Here is a 16640-nt window from a genome sequence, read left to right as displayed (position 1 = left end):
GATTACAAGGTATTTACGTTATAATATGGATTATTATTTCTTTACATAGCTATGAAGTGAAAAGGTGGTGAGTACGATCGAACTAAATAAACGGCAAGAACATATTTTGCAGATTGTAAAAGAAAACGGGCCGATTACAGGGGAGCATATTGCAGAAAAGCTGAACCTAACCAGGGCGACATTGCGCCCGGATTTAGCCATACTCACCATGTCAGGATTCCTCGAGGCGCGCCCGAGAGTCGGTTATTTCTATACGGGAAAAACCGGCACGCAGCTTTTGGCGGATAAACTCAAAAAGCTTCAGGTGAAAGACTTTCAATCTATCCCCGTAGTGATTCACGAAAACGTTTCTGTGTACGATGCGATTTGCACCATGTTTTTAGAAGATGTAGGTACTCTGTTTGTGGTGGACCGCGATGCTGTTTTAGTCGGGGTGCTTTCACGAAAAGACTTGCTCAGAGCGAGCATTGGCCAGCAGGAGCTTACATCGGTCCCTGTTCACATCATCATGACAAGGATGCCGAACATTACGGTGTGCAGACGCGAGGATTATGTGATGGACATTGCAAAGCACTTAATAGAAAAACAAATTGATGCACTTCCTGTCATCAAAGACACCGATAAAGGCTTTGAAGTGATCGGCAGAGTGACAAAAACAAATATGACCAAAATACTTGTCAGTTTATCTGAAAATGAAATCCTATAAGATTGCAAACTAACGGGGGGATAATATGAATAACCGCATCATCTATGTTGTATCGGATTCCGTCGGTGAAACGGCTGAATTGGTAGTAAAAGCAGCACTCAGCCAATTTAACGGATCGGCGGATGATACTCATGTAAGAAGAATTCCTTATGTTGAAGATATAGGCACTATCAATGAAGTGATTTCACTTGCAAAGGCAGACGGGGGCATTATCTGTTTTACACTCGTGGTGCCGGAAATCAGAGAATATTTGATAGCCGAAGCGGAAAAAGCAAATGTTTTATATTATGATATTATCGGCCCGTTGATTGATAAAATGGAAACAGCCTACGGTTTAACAGCGAAATACGAACCGGGGCGGGTGCGCCAGCTTGATGAAGATTATTTCAAAAAAGTGGAGGCCATCGAGTTTGCAGTTAAATACGATGATGGACGTGATCCAAGAGGGATTTTAAAAGCTGATATCGTTTTGATCGGCGTGTCAAGAACGTCTAAAACACCGCTGTCTCAATATCTCGCACACAAACGCCTGAAGGTTGCCAATGTTCCGATTGTACCGGAGGTTGATCCGCCGGAAGAACTCTTTAACGTTGATCCGAAAAAATGCATCGGTTTAAAGATTAGCCCTGATAAACTGAATCATATCAGAAAAGAACGCTTAAAATCACTCGGGCTTAATGATAAAGCGATTTATGCAAATATCAACAGAATCAAAGAGGAACTCGAGTATTTTGAAAAGATTGTGGATCGGATCGGCTGCCAGGTTGTTGATGTTTCAAATAAAGCGGTTGAGGAAACAGCAAATATTATCCATCATCTCAAAACAAAAAACATATAACTCAGGACGCTCTATCCTGGGTTTTTGGCTGTGCCAAAAGGGAATAATGAAAAACAATAGCATCTTTGTGAAGTTTGTATTATAATAAAAAATTGTGATAAAATGATTAATTTTAGGTTTAAGGATCGTGTGATACGAATAAACTATTATGGGTAAGATGTCAAGAATTTCTCCCGGAAATTTTTCGACAAATTCATATACATCCACAATAATAAAGGATGTGCGATTTTGCTTGCTTTTATGCAGGAGTTTAATGGAGGGATGGAGAATTACTCTTCTTAATGAACAAGAAAAGACGATTTTTGTCGATGCTGATGCTTGTCCGGTAAAAGATGAAATTTTACAAACAGCATCCGAGTATGAAGTTCAAGTTCTTTTTGTCGCTTCATTTGAACATTATCAGCTTTCCAGAAGCAATGAAGAAAAATGGAAGTATGTTGATCCTCATAAAGAAGCTGCTGATTTATATATCGCAAATCACGTAAAACCGGGAGATATTGTTGTGACGCAGGACATCGGATTAGCATCTCTGCTGTTGAACAGAAATGTCTCCGTTATGTCGGAAAGAGGTCGTCTTTACAAAGAAGACACGATTGATTTTGCTCTAGAGGGCCGTCATTTTTCCGGCAAACAAAGAAGAAAAGGCGTATATGCCAAAGGGCCTAAAAAATTGAATAAAGAAGATCGAGAACGATTTATTACACTGCTGCAAAAAATCCTGTCGAACGATGAAGGGATTTTGCACTAAAGCATCGAATAATGTACGACGGAGTGTTATAAGATGGGAAATCGGATACCAGATGAAATTGTGGATCAGGTGCAAAAGTCGGCAGATATCGTTGAAGTCATAGGTGATTATGTTCAATTAAAGAAGCAAGGTCGAAACTACTTTGGACTCTGTCCTTTTCATGGAGAAAGCACACCTTCGTTTTCCGTATCGCCCGACAAACAGATTTTTCATTGCTTTGGCTGCGGAGCGGGCGGCAATGTTTTCTCTTTTTTAAGGCAGATGGAAGGCTACTCATTTGCCGAGTCGGTTTCTCACCTTGCTGACAAATACCAAATTGATTTTCCAGATGATATAACAGTCCATTCCGGGGCCCGGCAAGAGTCTTCTGGAGAACAAAAAATGGCTGAGGCACATGAGCTCACGAAGAAATTTTACCATCATTTGTTAATAAATACAAAAGAAGGTCAAGAGGCACTGGATTATCTGCTTTCTAGGGGCTTTACGAAAGAGCTGATTGATGAATTTCAGATTGGCTATGCTCTTGATTCTTGGGACTTTATCACGAAATTCCTTGTAAAGAGGGGATTTAGTGAGGCGCAAATGGAAAAAGCGGGTCTCCTGATCAGACGCGAAGACGGAAGCGGATATTTCGACCGCTTCAGAAACCGTGTCATGTTTCCGATCCATGATCATCACGGGGCTGTTGTTGCTTTCTCAGGCAGGGCTCTTGGCAGCCAGCAGCCTAAGTATATGAACAGTCCTGAAACCCCGCTCTTTCATAAAAGTAAACTGCTTTACAATTTTTATAAGGCCCGCCTTCATATCAGAAAGCAGGAAAGAGCAGTCTTATTTGAAGGGTTTGCTGATGTCATATCGGCCGTAAGCTCGGGTGTAAAAGAAAGCATAGCCACGATGGGAACGTCTCTTACAGATGATCATGTCAAGATCCTGAGAAGAAACGTCGAAGAAATCATTCTTTGCTATGACTCTGATAAAGCCGGTTATGAAGCCACCTTAAAAGCTTCGGAGCTTCTGCAAAAAAAAGGCTGCAAAGTCAGAGTTGCAATGATTCCTGACGGATTGGACCCTGATGATTACATCAAAAAATTCGGCGGGGAAAAATTTAAAAACGACATTATTGACGCCAGTGTCACCGTAATGGCGTTCAAAATGCAATATTTCCGAAAAGGAAAGAACCTGTCCGATGAAGGCGACCGACTAGCTTACATTAAAGACGTACTGAAAGAAATCAGCACGCTTTCAGGGTCTCTAGAGCAGGAAGTCTATGTAAAGCAGCTTGCTTCAGAGTTTTCGCTTTCACAGGAGTCTTTAACTGAGCAGCTGTCTGTTTTCAGCAAGCAAAACAAACCTGCTGACAATAGCGGTGAAACAAAAACGCGGCGAGCGCATCTGACGACAAAAGCAAGGCAAAAACGTTTGCGTCCGGCGTATGAAAATGCAGAAAGGCTGTTACTCGCTCACATGCTTCGAGATCGGAGCGTCATCAAAAAAGTGATTGACCGGGTAGGGTTTCAATTTAATATTGATGAGCACCGGGCATTAGCCGCCTATCTTTATGCTTTTTATGAAGAGGGAGCCGAGCTGACGCCTCAGCATCTGATGGCCAGGGTGACGGATGATCATATAAGCCAGCTCTTGTCTGATATATTAATGCTTCAGGTTAATCAAGAGCTTAGCGAAGCCGAGTTATCAGATTATGTAAAAAAAGTGTTGAATCAAAGAAATTGGTCAATGATAAAAGAAAAAGAGGCGGAAAGAGCCGAAGCCGAAAGGCAAAAAGATTTTTTAAGAGCTGCTTCTCTGGCTCAAGAAATCGTTACATTGAACCGATCTTTAAAATAACTGGAGAACTGATGAGGAGCATTTATTGGCAATGATTCCTTGCGGAGGAGCAAATAGATCGCTTAACCTCATCATGAATTGTCATTTCATTATTCGCACATTGTTAAAGGCAGTTCACATAGAAAACGCCTGAATGGACCGAATAAGAATCATACCGCTTATAGAATTCGTTGCAAGCTTTGGAAGGAGGGATCCATAATGGCTGATAAACAAACCCACGAGACAGAATTAACATTCGACCAAGTAAAAGAGCAATTAACAGAGTCTGGTAAAAAACGTGGCGTTTTGACATATGAAGAAATTGCTGAGCGTATGTCCAGCTTTGAAATTGAATCAGACCAAATGGATGAGTATTATGAATTTTTAGGTGAACAAGGTGTTGAATTAATTAGTGAGAATGAAGAAACAGAAGATCCTAATATTCAGCAGCTTGCCAAAGCCGAAGAAGAATTTGACCTTAATGACCTAAGTGTACCGCCTGGTGTTAAAATCAATGACCCAGTTCGTATGTATTTAAAGGAAATCGGTCGGGTTAACCTTCTTTCTGCAAAAGAAGAAATCGCCTACGCTCAAAAGATTGAAGAAGGTGACGAAGAATCTAAACGCAGATTGGCTGAAGCGAACCTGCGGCTTGTTGTCAGTATCGCAAAACGGTATGTCGGACGCGGTATGCTGTTCCTTGACCTGATCCAGGAAGGAAACATGGGACTGATGAAAGCCGTTGAAAAATTTGATTATCGCAAAGGTTATAAATTCAGTACGTATGCTACGTGGTGGATCAGACAGGCGATTACACGCGCCATTGCCGATCAGGCGAGAACGATCCGGATTCCCGTTCATATGGTTGAAACCATTAATAAATTAATCCGTGTGCAGCGTCAATTACTGCAAGACTTAGGCAGAGAACCAACACCTGAAGAAATTGCGGAAGATATGGATTTAACGCCTGAAAAAGTACGCGAAATCTTAAAGATTGCTCAAGAGCCGGTATCTCTGGAAACACCGATCGGTGAAGAGGATGACTCGCACCTTGGTGATTTCATTGAAGACCAAGAAGCAACTTCACCTTCTGACCACGCCGCATACGAGCTATTGAAAGAGCAGCTGGAAGATGTGCTTGATACGTTAACTGATCGTGAAGAAAATGTATTGCGTCTTCGATTCGGTCTTGATGACGGCCGTACAAGAACATTAGAAGAGGTTGGCAAAGTATTTGGAGTAACGAGAGAGCGTATTCGACAAATCGAAGCCAAAGCGTTGCGGAAACTAAGACATCCTAGCAGAAGTAAACGTTTGAAAGATTTCCTCGAATAAGATGGAACGGGTCTTGAAGATCCGTTCTTCTTTTTTTAAAAAGATATATGGATAATATGCCTTTATTTTACTGAAAAATGATGTCATTTGCAAATGAACATTGTGGTGAAAAATTTCAAAATCTAATTCCATATTTTCTATTGTAAGCGTATACAATACATTATACAATAGAATAAAAAGGATATTAGAGATTTAGGCATGTTTCTATTCAATTTTGTATAAAGTGTGAATAAAAAACTTTTGTATAGCAATCCATTTACTTTTTGTAAAAATAAGTTAGAATTAGAAGTGTTTACATAGGGGGAAGGATCAAAAAGGGGGAAGGGAAATGAAATGGAACCCGCTTATTCCATTTTTGCTGATCGCTGTTTTAGGAATTGGTCTAACTTTCTTTTTATCAGTAAAAGGACTTGATGACTCTCGGGAGATTGCGAGCGGAGGAGAAAGCAAATCTGCTGAAAAGAAAGATGCAAACGCTTCACCAGAAGAAATTTACAAGGCAAACTGCATCGCATGCCACGGTGAAAATTATGAAGGTGTTTCGGGTCCTAGCTTAAAAGGTGTAGGGGATAAGAAAGATGTCGCTGAAATTAAAACAAAGATCGAAAAAGGCGGTAATGGAATGCCTTCCGGTCTTGTTCCGGCCGATAAGCTGGATGATATGGCAGAGTGGGTGTCAAAAATTAAATAAAAGAACTATTTTTCTCTTTATACATTCACAGGCCGCCGAGATGTTCTCGACAGCCTTTTATTTTTGACTGCCGCGTGCAGACCGGCATCAAAAGAAATAATTTCAAAATCATTTGCTTCAGCTTGGATTCCGGGCTGATTTTTTATATGATAGTAAAGGAAAAAATGATTGAGAAAAGTTGTGATGACAAGTGAACGAATTAAAATTATCTAAACGATTGCAAACAGTAGCGGAGTACATACCGAATGGAGCGGTGATGGCCGATATCGGCTCTGATCACGCATACCTTCCTTGTTATGCGGTGCTGAATCATAAAGCCAGCGGGGCGATTGCCGGAGAAATAACAGACGGCCCATTTTTGTCTGCAAAGCGGCAGGTTGAAAAATCAGGCTTAAACTCGCACATTTCTGTAAGGCAGGGAGACGGACTGGAAGTGATTAAAAAAGGTGAAGCTGATGCCATTACGATTGCCGGAATGGGCGGGGCTTTGATCGCTCACATTTTAGAAGCGGGCAAAGACAAATTAACGGGGAAGGAACGGCTCATTTTACAGCCGAATATTCATGCTGTTCATATCAGGGAGTGGCTTTATAAAGAAGGATATGCGCTGATAGATGAGGTAATCCTTGAAGAGGACGGAAAGTGCTATGAGGTGCTGGTAGCAGAAGCGGGAGACAGGGATGCGGCTTATGACGGTATTTCTTTATCAGCCGGGATGCTCGTCGGCCCTTTCTTGGCAAAAGAAAAAAATGCTGTCTTTTTGAAAAAGTGGACACAAGAGCTTCAGCACACTCAAAGCATTTATGAACAGATTAGCCAAGCGGCGGATACAGAGCAAAACAAACAAAAATTAAAGGAGCTCTCCGATCGAATGGAGCTGTTAAAGGAGGTAATCGATCATGGCTAAAAGTGTAAATGGGCAGCAGATCATCCAGCTGTTTGAACAATTTTCCCCGAAAGCCTATGCGGTTGAAGGAGATAAAATCGGCCTGCAAATCGGCACTTTAAACAAACCAATTAAAAATGTGATGGTTACACTTGATGTGTTAGAGAGCGTTATCGATGAAGCGATTGAAAAAGAGGTTGACTTGATTATTGCACATCATCCTCCTATTTTCCGGCCGCTAAAGCATATTTCAACAGATCAGCCTGCCGGAAGGTTAATTGAAAAGTGTTTGAAGCATGATATTGCTGTTTATGCAGCTCATACAAATTTAGACGTTGCGGACGGCGGCGTGAATGATTTGCTTGCTGAAGCATTAGAGCTGAGTGAGACGGAAGTGCTGGCACCTACTTATACGGATCCTCTGAAAAAGCTGGCAGTATACGTGCCGAAGGAATATGAAGAGCAGGTCAGAGCCGCGCTCGGAAATGCGGGGGCCGGCCATATCGGTGAATACAGCCATTGCGCGTTTTCATCTGAAGGGATCGGCAGCTTTAAGCCATTGGATGGAGCCAAGCCTTTTATCGGTGAAGTGGGAGAGCTTGAGCTTGTTCATGAAGTAAGACTTGAGACTGTATTTCCTAAAAGCATCGAAAAAGCTGTTATCAATGCAATGATAAAAAGCCATCCATATGAAGAAGTCGCTTACGATATCTATCCTGTCGAACAGACTCCCGCCGAAAAAGGGCTCGGCCGTGTCGGAACCCTTAAAAATGAGATGACGCTTAAGGAATTCGCTTTATTTGTGAAAGACAAGCTTGACGTCAATGGTGTCAGAATGGTGGGGGATGCTGACAGCATGGTGAAAAAGGTAGCTGTTCTTGGTGGAGATGGAAACAAGTATATTCATCATGCAAAACGAAAGGGAGCCGATGTTTACGTCACAGGAGATTTATACTTCCATGTGGCCCATGATGCGATGATGCTTGGCCTAAATGTGGTTGATCCGGGCCATTACGCGGAAAAAATCATGAAAGAAGGCGTCACGAGAAAACTGACATCAATGTGTAATGATAAAAAGTTTGACGTGAATATCTTTGTTTCTGAAACAGATACAAATCCATTTACATTTCTATAAAAAAAAACTGAGGCTTTTACAGCCTCAGTTTTTTGCTTTTACTTTTGGAAGTATTTTTTTGAGCGGTATATTATGTTCAGTTGTCCAAGTTGATGGATCTTCGTGATCAAACTGCTCTAAAAAGCGAATGACTTCTTTTGTGATCGGCGTCGGTGTTGAAGCTCCCGCTGTAACTGCAACGGTATTAACGCCTTTCAGCCATTCGAGCTTCAGTTCGCTTAAGTCGCCGATCCGGTATGCTTTTGTCCCGGCTATTTCCTCTGACACTTGAGCAAGCCTATTTGAATTGTTGCTTTTCGGGTCTCCGACAACGATTGTTAAGTCCGCTTTTTTTGCCTGCTCTGATACAGCTTCCTGCCGCACTTGAGTAGCGAGGCAAATCTCTTGGTGATATTCGACATGAGGATATTTTTCTTTGACAAGCTCCATAATGTCGTGAACATCCCATTGAGACATTGTTGTTTGATTCGTCACGATTAACTTCTCTGCTTGGATATCAAGGTTCTTTACATCTTCTTCTGTTTCAACTAAGTGAACGATCTCTGGCGCTACGCCAACGGCTCCCTCAGGCTCTGGATGCCCTTTTTTGCCGATATAGATCACGTGATATCCTTTTTCTTTCATCTCTAAGATTAGATTATGAGTTTTCGTCACATCCGGACATGTAGCATCAATTGCGACTAACCCTTTTTCTTCTGCGATTCTTCTGACTTCGGGAGAAACACCGTGCGCAGTGAAAATGACAGTTCCTTTGTCAACCTGCTTTAAGATGTCCAGACGGTTAGAGCCGTCCAATGTAAAAATCCCTTCCTCTTCAAACGCATCAGTGACGTGTTTATTATGAACAATCATCCCGAGTATATAGATGGGTCTTGGCAAGCTTTTATCTAGTGACGCATTTTTGGCAATGACCATAGCATCAACAACACCATAGCAATAGCCGCGCGGTGAAATTTTAATTACGTCCATTTTTGGTTGTCCTCCAATACTGAAGTGAGTAAAGGCAATATAAAAAGCCGTAATCAAACGGCTCTATTCTTGCATTCTTCTGATCTCATTATAGCCAATCTCACTTCAGATATCAAAGAATGTTAAATATATAATCTCGGTTTTGAACTGCCTGATGTTCTTTTCGGAGCAGGAGAGGCAGCTTCCTTTTTCTTCGGGGCAGATGTTTTTGATTCTTGTTCTTTATTGTCAGTTGTTTTAGATTTCTTTGGGAGAGAAGAACTTTTTGGTTTTGATTTTTTGTTCCCATCTGAGGTTTTTGTTTCAGTCTCTTTTTCTGATGATTCTTCTGAAACGGATTGTTTTTCACTTTCCTCATTGGCCTCTGTCTCAGTTTCATCACTTTTACTTAATTGGCTGTACAGCTTCATCATTGCTGGCAGATTGCGGACTAATGGGCCGTACTGCTGGATCATAGGGGTGACTTGCTGCGCCATGCCGAGTACTTTTTGCACATTTCCAAGCATACTGGATAATGATGCAGGATTGGCGATATTTTGAATGCCTTGCAGGCCAGCACCTCCGCTCGCTGCTGCACCTGCTCCTGGAATTCCAGAAACTCCGGCGCTGCCAGCGCCTCCTCCGCCGGGTAGGAACCTTGACAGCATTCCTTTTAAGCCTCCGCCTGCACCTGCACCATTTCTCGCTCCGGCATTTGCCTGAGGAAGAAATTGTCCGGCTTGCTGAAAACCTTGCTGCTGTGCTCCAAATGAAGGTCCTCGCATATTAGGCGGTCTTCTGCCCATCATTCGCTGATTTGGCATGGGGCGGGGCGGTCCGGGCTGTGGGTAATTTCTCATTGGCTGCTGCGGTGAAAACATACTTGTACCTCCTTTCAGCTCTCTCTGCTATTAGAATATGCATGGGCTGCGGTATTTGCTTTACATAACTGAATAAAACAAACACCTTGCAAACGTGGTGTTTTTAAGCAAAATCGGGTATAATGTGATGATGGACACATAATGTGCCGCTTTAAGGAGCTGGGAAAAATGAAAGAAACGAAATTTGAACTTTATGAATTGAAACCATTTATTATAGATGCAGTACATCGCCTTGGTTTTTACGAACCGACTGATATCCAGAAAAGGCTGATTCCTGCAGTGTTAAAAAAAGAAAGCGTCATCGGCCAGTCTCAGACGGGTACTGGAAAGACTCACGCTTATTTACTGCCTTTATTAAACAAAATCGATCCTGCTAAGGATGTCGTTCAGGTAGTCATTACGGCTCCGACAAGAGAGCTAGCCAACCAGATTTATCAGGAAGCGCTTAAAATCACGCAGGGTGAGGAAGGCAGTCAGATTCGCTCGAAATGTTTTATCGGAGGCACTGATAAACAAAAATCAATTGATAAATTGAAAATACAGCCGCATCTTGTTGTCGGTACACCCGGACGGATTGCTGACTTAACCAAAGAACAGGCGTTAAGTGTTCATAAAGCGGAATCTCTTGTTATTGATGAAGCGGATTTAATGCTGGACATGGGATTCCTTGCAGATGTAGATTACATCGGTTCCCGCATGCCTGAGGATCTGCAAATGCTTGTGTTCTCAGCGACCATACCGGAAAAGCTGAAACCATTTTTGAAGAAATACATGGAAAATCCGAAATACGCCCATGTGGAGCCAAAACAGGTGACTGCTGCGAAAATCGAGCATATCCTCATTCCTTCGAAACATCGTGACAAGGACAAGCTCCTTTTTGACATCATGTCGCATTTGAATCCATACCTGGGGATTGTGTTTGCCAACACGAAAAATACGGCTGACCATATTGCCCAGTATCTGACTGGCAAAGGCATGAAAATCGGCTTGCTGCACGGCGGATTAACACCACGTGAGCGGAAAAAAGTCATGAAGCAGATCAATGATTTGGAATTCACTTATGTCATTGCAACTGACCTTGCCGCAAGAGGCATTGATATTAAAGGTGTCAGCCATGTTATCAACTATGAGCTGCCGGATGATCTCGATTTCTATGTCCACCGTGTGGGCAGAACGGCTCGTGCCGGCTCATCAGGACAAGCGATGACCATTTATGAACTTACTGATGAGGATGCATTAGTAAGACTTGAAAAAATGGGCATCGAATTTGATTACTTAGAGCTTGAAAAGGGCGAATGGAAAAAAGGCGATGACCGTCAGCGCCGCAAAAAGCGTAAAAAAACGCCGAATGAAGCGGATGAAATTGCTCATCGTCTCGTGAAAAAGCCTAAGAAGGTTAAGCCTGGGTATAAAAAGAAAATGAGCTATGAGATGGAGAAAATCAAGAAAAAACAGAGAAGAAACCAATCTAAGAAAAGAAAGTAGGGGAACCTGTTGTTGAGAATAGGCTCACACGTCTCTATGAGCGGAAAACATATGCTTCTGGCTGCAAGCCAGGAAGCAGTCTCTTATGGGGCGAATACGTTTATGATCTATACAGGCGCACCGCAAAATACGCGCCGAAAGAAAATTGAAGACTTAAATATAGAAGCAGGCCGGGCACATATGCAAGAAAACGGCATTGACGAGATTATCGTACACGCGCCTTATATTATTAATATTGGCAACACGACAAATCCGTCCACTTTTGAGCTGGGTGTTGATTTTCTTCGTTCAGAAATTGAACGGACAGCGGCCATCGGAGCGAAGCAAATTGTCCTTCATCCTGGCGCTCACGTAGGGGCAGGAGCTGAAGCCGGCATCAAAAAAATTATTGAAGGCTTAAATGAAGTGATTGATCCGAATCAAAATGTCCAGATTGCATTAGAAACAATGGCTGGAAAAGGATCAGAATGCGGCAGAAGCTTTGAGGAGCTTGCGCAGATTATCGAAGGCGTTACACACAATGAGCAGCTGTCAGTGTGCTTTGATACATGCCATACACATGATGCCGGGTATAACATTGTTGAAGACTTTGACGGAGTGCTGAATGAGTTCGATAAAATCATTGGCATTGACCGTATTAAAGTGCTTCATATCAATGACAGCAAAAATGTCAAAGGTGCGAGAAAAGACCGCCATGAAAATATTGGCTTTGGTGAAATTGGTTTTGACGCACTGCAATATGTTGTTCACCATGAGCAGTTAAAAGACATTCCAAAAATTCTTGAAACACCATATGTCGGTGAAGATAAAAAGAACAAAAAACCGCCATACCGTTTTGAGATTGAAATGCTGAAAGAAAAACAATTTGATGATACATTGCTCGAAAAGATTTTACAGCAATAAAAAATGGGGGATAACACCCCCATTTTTTAGCTTGTAAATTGTTTGAATAGTTCATTAACTGTTTGAGCTGTTTCTTTCGATGTAATCGTCTCTACTTGTTTCAGCAGCCGCATTCGTTCACTTTCATTAAAGATGTTTACATTTTTCCCGTATAACAGGTTCGCTACTTCAACGGCCTGTGACCTTGTTAAGCTGATTCCGTATTGTTTTGAGTACTTCAGCAAATCGTCAGCAGTAGCCTGATTAAGCCGCTGTAAAATAATTCTTTGAAATAAAATCATCGGTCATTCCACCTCCAGACTTAATGTATGGGCAAATCAGTAAAATGTGTCAGTGTTTAATGGTAAAATAGATTTATAATGTATTTAAAATAGTTATTGCAGGAAAGGAGATTTTATGACCCCAACAAAACAACATAAGAAAGAAACATTTACCCATTTTATTTTCAGGGTCTTTATGATTCTGGTAGGAGCTGCATCTGCGGCTGTAAGTATTGAATTATTTTTAATCCCCAATGATTTTATTGATGGCGGGATTATCGGTGTATCACTTATTTTAGACCACCTCTTTATGTCAAACCCCTTTCTGAATTTCGCCTTTTTCGTTGTCATATTAAATATTCCTTTTATGATCTTCGGATATAAATATATCGGTAAGACCTTTCTAGTCTCTACGTTTATAGGGATTGTCGGGCTTGCCGTTATTGAATCCTCACTTCACCATGTAGAAGCCATCACAACCCAGCCTATTTTGGCTACTGTGTTCGGAGGTCTTTTACTCGGCTTTGGCGTCGGGCTTGTTATTCGAAACGGAGGTTCAATGGATGGTACAGAAATTCTCGGTATTTTGCTGACCAAAAAACTCCCGTTTTCAGTAGGTGAGTTCGTTATGTTCATCAATGTGTTCATTTTCATTTGGGCAGTTTTTGTGTTCGGTCCTGAGCAAGCGATGTACTCATTCATGACTTATTATATTGCGATGAAAACGATTGATGCCGTGATCCAAGGGCTTGATGAAACAAAAGCTGTCATTATTGTGTCTGAGCAGTATGATGAGATTTCCGACGCGATTTTGCACCGTCTCGGTCGGGGCACAACGAAGCTGAAGGGGAAAGGCGGATATACGGACGAAGAAAAAGACGTAATTTACGCGGTTGTCACAAGGCTGGAAGTGACAAAGCTCAAATCGATCGTGTTTGAAGTTGATCAAAATGCATTCATAACAATTATGAATACTCATGAAACGAGAGGCGGAAAATTCAAAAACGCAATCCACTAGGCTTTCATTTACTTTTATTCATTTTATGGGTATAATTTTATCTGCAGTAAAGAAAATGGCTTGCTGGACAGACAGCTGCCATTTTCTTTTTCATACATGTGATACGTTCTTAAGCAAAGCGAAAAGGGGGACCCTTCATGAACGTACAAGAAGCGCTGAACCTACTAAAAGAAAACGGATATAAATATACAAACAAACGGGAGGATATGCTGCAGCTTTTTGCTGATTCAGACAGATATCTTACCGCTAAAAACGTACTGTCTGCACTGAATGATGATTATCCAGGCTTAAGCTTTGATACAATCTACAGAAATCTTTCTTTATATGAAGAACTTGGGATTTTGGAAACAACTGAGCTGTCCGGTGAAAAGCTCTTCCGATTTAAGTGTTCATTCACCCATCACCACCATCATTTTATTTGTCTTGCCTGCGGCAAAACAAAGGAAATTGAATCATGTCCGATGGACAAGCTTTGTGATGATTTGGATGGCTATCAGGTCAGCGGGCATAAATTTGAGATTTATGGCACATGCCCTGATTGTACAGCGGAAAACCAAGAAAACACTACTGCGTAAAATGCGTATATATGAAAAAGGGGCCCGGTTTGGGCTCCTTTTTCAGTTATTGACGCGTATTAAGTGATGCTTGTTGTTGTTCATCCATTGAACGGCTTCTAGCCAGTTGTTTACTCTGATGATGTTTGAATCAATCGGAAGCTGATTATAAGGGGAATTGAACAAAATCACCGGTATCCCGGCTTCTTTCGCAATCATCATGGCGTTCCCGTGATGATCCTCAAAAAACAGGTCGATGTTATGATTCTTGACCGCTTCAACTTTGTGATGACCGCCAACGAGTTCGATGTGGTCATAATGAATGTTTTGTCTGTCAAACCATTCATAGGTAATATCAGTTAAATGAGTCCGTCTCGCTGTAATATAAATAAGCTTGTGCTCCTCTTTGAGAAGATCAAGTGACTGTTTCGCATGCTGTGCAAGCAATGCTTCCTTATATATGATCGCTTCATTTTGATTCATCCAATCCCAAAATTCTTCCTGGGTAATGTTTAACAGCTTTGTTAAATCATAATCCGTCATATCGTTTAATGAAATGGAAAGATTAAACGAACGGTTCAAATAAGGGACGAATGTATCCTGAGCCGTGATTGTGCCGTCAATATCTATTCCTAAGCGTAACATGCCCACACTCCTTCAGTTTCATCCCTTCAAGTGTAACATAAACAATTGACATTAACAGAAAAGTTTAGCAAACATGAATCAGGCAAAATGGATCAAACTATAAAAGCTCCTTTAATAAAACAGAAGGGGGAATTGAAGGTGGCAAACGATTACGAAAAGCGTGATAACAACAGTTACTATGTTGATCATGGATCTGAAGGGACAAATATTACCCGCGACAATGACGGTTTTTTTGAGGAAACAGCTGCTGAAATCGCAGAGCCTTATCGTGCTGCTGACCGCAGCAATGACCAAGACAATGATCGCAGCGGCGGCAATGTCAATGAAGGACGGGGAATAGGATATATCGCTTTAGCCTTGTCCATCATATCATTGTTTGTACTGCCTGTTTTATTGGGAGCTGCTGGTATTATTGTCGGCTATATCGCAAGAAGAAGAGGTGCTCAAGGCCTTGGAGCCTGGGCAATGGGTATCGGTGTCGTTTCATTAGTGCTTGGAATATTTATTATTCCATTTTTCTAACACAAAAAAGCTTGACGGGTTCCCGTCAAGCTTTTTGTGTTTCTTCTTTTAATTTTGCTTTTTCAGCTTCAAGTTTTGCGTAGTGTTCCTCAGCAAGAATGTCAATTTCTTTTTTGAGTTCTTCTACCATCGTTTCCTCTGGAACCTTACGGACAATTTTCCCTTTCCGGAACAGCAGTCCTTCACCGCGTGCGCCGGCGATTCCGATATCAGCTTCTCTCGCTTCACCAGGGCCGTTTACAGCGCAGCCGAGAACAGCAACTTTAATCGGCGCTTTTATCTTAGAAATATACTCTTCCACTTCATTGGCAATGCTGATTAGATCAATCTCAATACGGCCGCAAGTCGGGCATGAGATGAGCGTGGCAGCATTGGAGGCTAAGCCGAAAGATTTCAGAAGCTCCCTTGCTACTTTTACCTCTTCTACAGGGTCTGCGCTTAGTGAAATGCGCATGGTGTTCCCGATGCCTTTGCTTAAAATGGCGCCGAGTCCTGCTGCGCTCTTTACTGTGCCGGCAAACAGCGTTCCTGACTCGGTGATCCCGAGGTGAAGCGGGTAGTCAAACGCTTTCGCCGCTTTTTCATAAGCCTCGATTGCAAGGTTCACGTCAGAGGCCTTCATGCTGACAATAATATCGTGAAAATCAAGATCCTCAAGAATTTTAATGTGATGAAGTGCGCTTTCTACCATTCCATCGGCAGTCGGATAACCGTATTTTTCTAAAATCCGTTTTTCCAATGAACCGGCGTTTACTCCGATTCTGATCGGAATGCCTTTGTCTTTGGCCGCTTTAACAACCGCTTCAACTTTTTCGCGCCGGCCGATGTTGCCGGGGTTGATTCGGATTTTATCTGCGCCGCCTTCAATGGCTTTCAACGCAAGTTTATAATCGAAATGTATGTCAACAACGAGAGGAATGGAAATGCGCTTTTTAATATCCGCAATGGCGTTTGCTGCCCGTTCATCCGGACATGCTACCCGAACGATTTGGCATCCGGCTTCAGCCAAACGGTTAATTTCCGCAACCGTTGCTTCTACATCATGTGTTTTTGTTGTTGTCATGCTTTGGATGACAACTTCATTGTTGCCGCCTATTGTTAAAGGTCCCACTTTGACGGGACGCGTTTTTGTACGATGTGTGATTTCACTCACTTGCAATCGCTCCTTAATTGTAGTTGCCGCTTCTAGATATAACAATTCTAGTATGGTTTATGTGAATTTATTTTACAAATTACATTGTAACAGTGTCTTCGCCGAACT

The 16640-nt window shown here is 42.0% G+C and carries 18 protein-coding genes; 13 read left to right on the top strand and 5 right to left on the bottom strand.

Features of this window, described 5'->3' with window-relative positions; all coding sequences use genetic code 11:
* The first annotated feature begins 67 nt into the window (after window positions 1–67).
* The 8 genes from ccpN to NYE49_RS12615 all read left to right on the top strand — a co-directional run bounded on the left by ccpN (window position 68) and on the right by NYE49_RS12615 (window position 8163).
* Entirely contained in the window at window positions 68–706 is a 639-nt protein-coding gene (gene ccpN, locus NYE49_RS12650; RefSeq protein ID WP_003237058.1) for a transcriptional regulator CcpN, read from the top strand.
* Window positions 707–731: 25 nt separating this feature from the next.
* Window positions 732–1544, top strand: a complete 813-nt coding sequence (locus NYE49_RS12645) for a pyruvate, water dikinase regulatory protein (protein ID WP_003230064.1) — start codon at window positions 732–734, stop codon at window positions 1542–1544.
* Window positions 1545–1797: 253 nt separating this feature from the next.
* Window positions 1798–2292, top strand: coding sequence for a YaiI/YqxD family protein (locus NYE49_RS12640; RefSeq protein ID WP_003230065.1), 495 nt, complete (start codon window positions 1798–1800; stop codon window positions 2290–2292).
* A 33-nt stretch (window positions 2293–2325) separates the two neighbouring features.
* Window positions 2326–4137: a DNA primase gene (dnaG, locus tag NYE49_RS12635; protein WP_047182889.1), complete on the top strand. Its 1812-nt coding sequence runs from the start codon at window positions 2326–2328 to the stop codon at window positions 4135–4137.
* Between the two features lie 198 nt (window positions 4138–4335).
* Window positions 4336–5451, top strand: a complete 1116-nt coding sequence (rpoD, locus tag NYE49_RS12630) for an RNA polymerase sigma factor RpoD (protein ID WP_003226225.1) — start codon at window positions 4336–4338, stop codon at window positions 5449–5451.
* Window positions 5452–5779: 328 nt separating this feature from the next.
* Window positions 5780–6142, top strand: a complete 363-nt coding sequence (gene cccA, locus NYE49_RS12625) for a cytochrome c550 (protein ID WP_003230068.1) — start codon at window positions 5780–5782, stop codon at window positions 6140–6142.
* Between the two features lie 256 nt (window positions 6143–6398).
* Entirely contained in the window at window positions 6399–7049 is a 651-nt protein-coding gene (gene trmK / locus NYE49_RS12620) for a tRNA (adenine(22)-N(1))-methyltransferase TrmK (protein ID WP_014480286.1), read from the top strand.
* Window positions 7042–8163 (top strand): Nif3-like dinuclear metal center hexameric protein, encoded by a 1122-nt coding sequence (locus NYE49_RS12615; protein WP_047182888.1) that lies wholly within the window; start codon window positions 7042–7044, stop codon window positions 8161–8163. The genes trmK and NYE49_RS12615 overlap by 8 nt, the downstream gene beginning before the upstream one ends.
* A 24-nt stretch (window positions 8164–8187) precedes the next feature.
* Here NYE49_RS12615 and NYE49_RS12610 read toward each other — a convergent pair whose 3' ends face one another.
* Window positions 8188–9132 carry a 4-hydroxy-3-methylbut-2-enyl diphosphate reductase gene (locus NYE49_RS12610; protein WP_014477361.1) on the bottom strand — a complete coding sequence of 315 codons (945 nt, stop codon included), beginning with the start codon at window positions 9130–9132 and terminating at the stop codon, window positions 8188–8190.
* Window positions 9133–9254: 122 nt separating this feature from the next.
* The gene (locus NYE49_RS12605) at window positions 9255–9992 is read right to left on the bottom strand and encodes a YqfQ family protein (RefSeq protein ID WP_100506300.1); all 738 of its coding nucleotides are present in this window, start codon (window positions 9990–9992) and stop codon (window positions 9255–9257) included.
* A gap of 168 nt (window positions 9993–10160) precedes the next feature.
* Between NYE49_RS12605 and cshB the strand changes: the two genes are divergently transcribed.
* Window positions 10161–11477 (top strand): DEAD-box ATP-dependent RNA helicase CshB, encoded by a 1317-nt coding sequence (gene cshB, locus NYE49_RS12600; RefSeq protein WP_047182886.1) that lies wholly within the window; start codon window positions 10161–10163, stop codon window positions 11475–11477.
* 9 nt (window positions 11478–11486) lie between these two features.
* The gene (locus NYE49_RS12595; protein ID WP_009967756.1) at window positions 11487–12380 is read left to right on the top strand and encodes a deoxyribonuclease IV; all 894 of its coding nucleotides are present in this window, start codon (window positions 11487–11489) and stop codon (window positions 12378–12380) included.
* A gap of 26 nt (window positions 12381–12406) precedes the next feature.
* Here NYE49_RS12595 and NYE49_RS12590 read toward each other — a convergent pair whose 3' ends face one another.
* Window positions 12407–12661, bottom strand: coding sequence for a DUF2624 domain-containing protein (locus NYE49_RS12590; protein ID WP_003230076.1), 255 nt, complete (start codon window positions 12659–12661; stop codon window positions 12407–12409).
* A gap of 115 nt (window positions 12662–12776) precedes the next feature.
* Between NYE49_RS12590 and NYE49_RS12585 the strand changes: the two genes are divergently transcribed.
* A complete protein-coding gene (locus NYE49_RS12585) occupies window positions 12777–13658 on the top strand; it encodes a YitT family protein (protein WP_003230077.1) in 882 nt (293 codons plus the stop codon).
* 137 nt (window positions 13659–13795) lie between these two features.
* Entirely contained in the window at window positions 13796–14233 is a 438-nt protein-coding gene (gene zur / locus NYE49_RS12580; RefSeq protein ID WP_004398578.1) for a zinc uptake transcriptional repressor Zur, read from the top strand.
* Window positions 14234–14275: 42 nt separating this feature from the next.
* Here zur and NYE49_RS12575 read toward each other — a convergent pair whose 3' ends face one another.
* Entirely contained in the window at window positions 14276–14857 is a 582-nt protein-coding gene (locus NYE49_RS12575) for a nucleotidase (RefSeq protein ID WP_003246215.1), read from the bottom strand.
* A 132-nt stretch (window positions 14858–14989) separates the two neighbouring features.
* On the opposite strand from NYE49_RS12575, the gene NYE49_RS12570 reads away from it, so the two are divergent.
* Entirely contained in the window at window positions 14990–15379 is a 390-nt protein-coding gene (locus NYE49_RS12570; RefSeq protein WP_010886568.1) for a DUF308 domain-containing protein, read from the top strand.
* Window positions 15380–15404: 25 nt separating this feature from the next.
* Here NYE49_RS12570 and ispG read toward each other — a convergent pair whose 3' ends face one another.
* Complete coding sequence (gene ispG / locus NYE49_RS12565; RefSeq protein ID WP_010886567.1) at window positions 15405–16538, bottom strand: flavodoxin-dependent (E)-4-hydroxy-3-methylbut-2-enyl-diphosphate synthase; 1134 nt, start codon at window positions 16536–16538, stop codon at window positions 15405–15407.
* Window positions 16539–16640 lie beyond the last annotated feature (102 nt).

It is taken from the genome of Bacillus sp. FSL L8-0358, assembly GCF_038593095.1.
GTDB lineage: Bacteria > Bacillota > Bacilli > Bacillales > Bacillaceae > Bacillus > Bacillus subtilis.
This window is presented reverse-complemented; position numbering and strand designations above follow the sequence as displayed.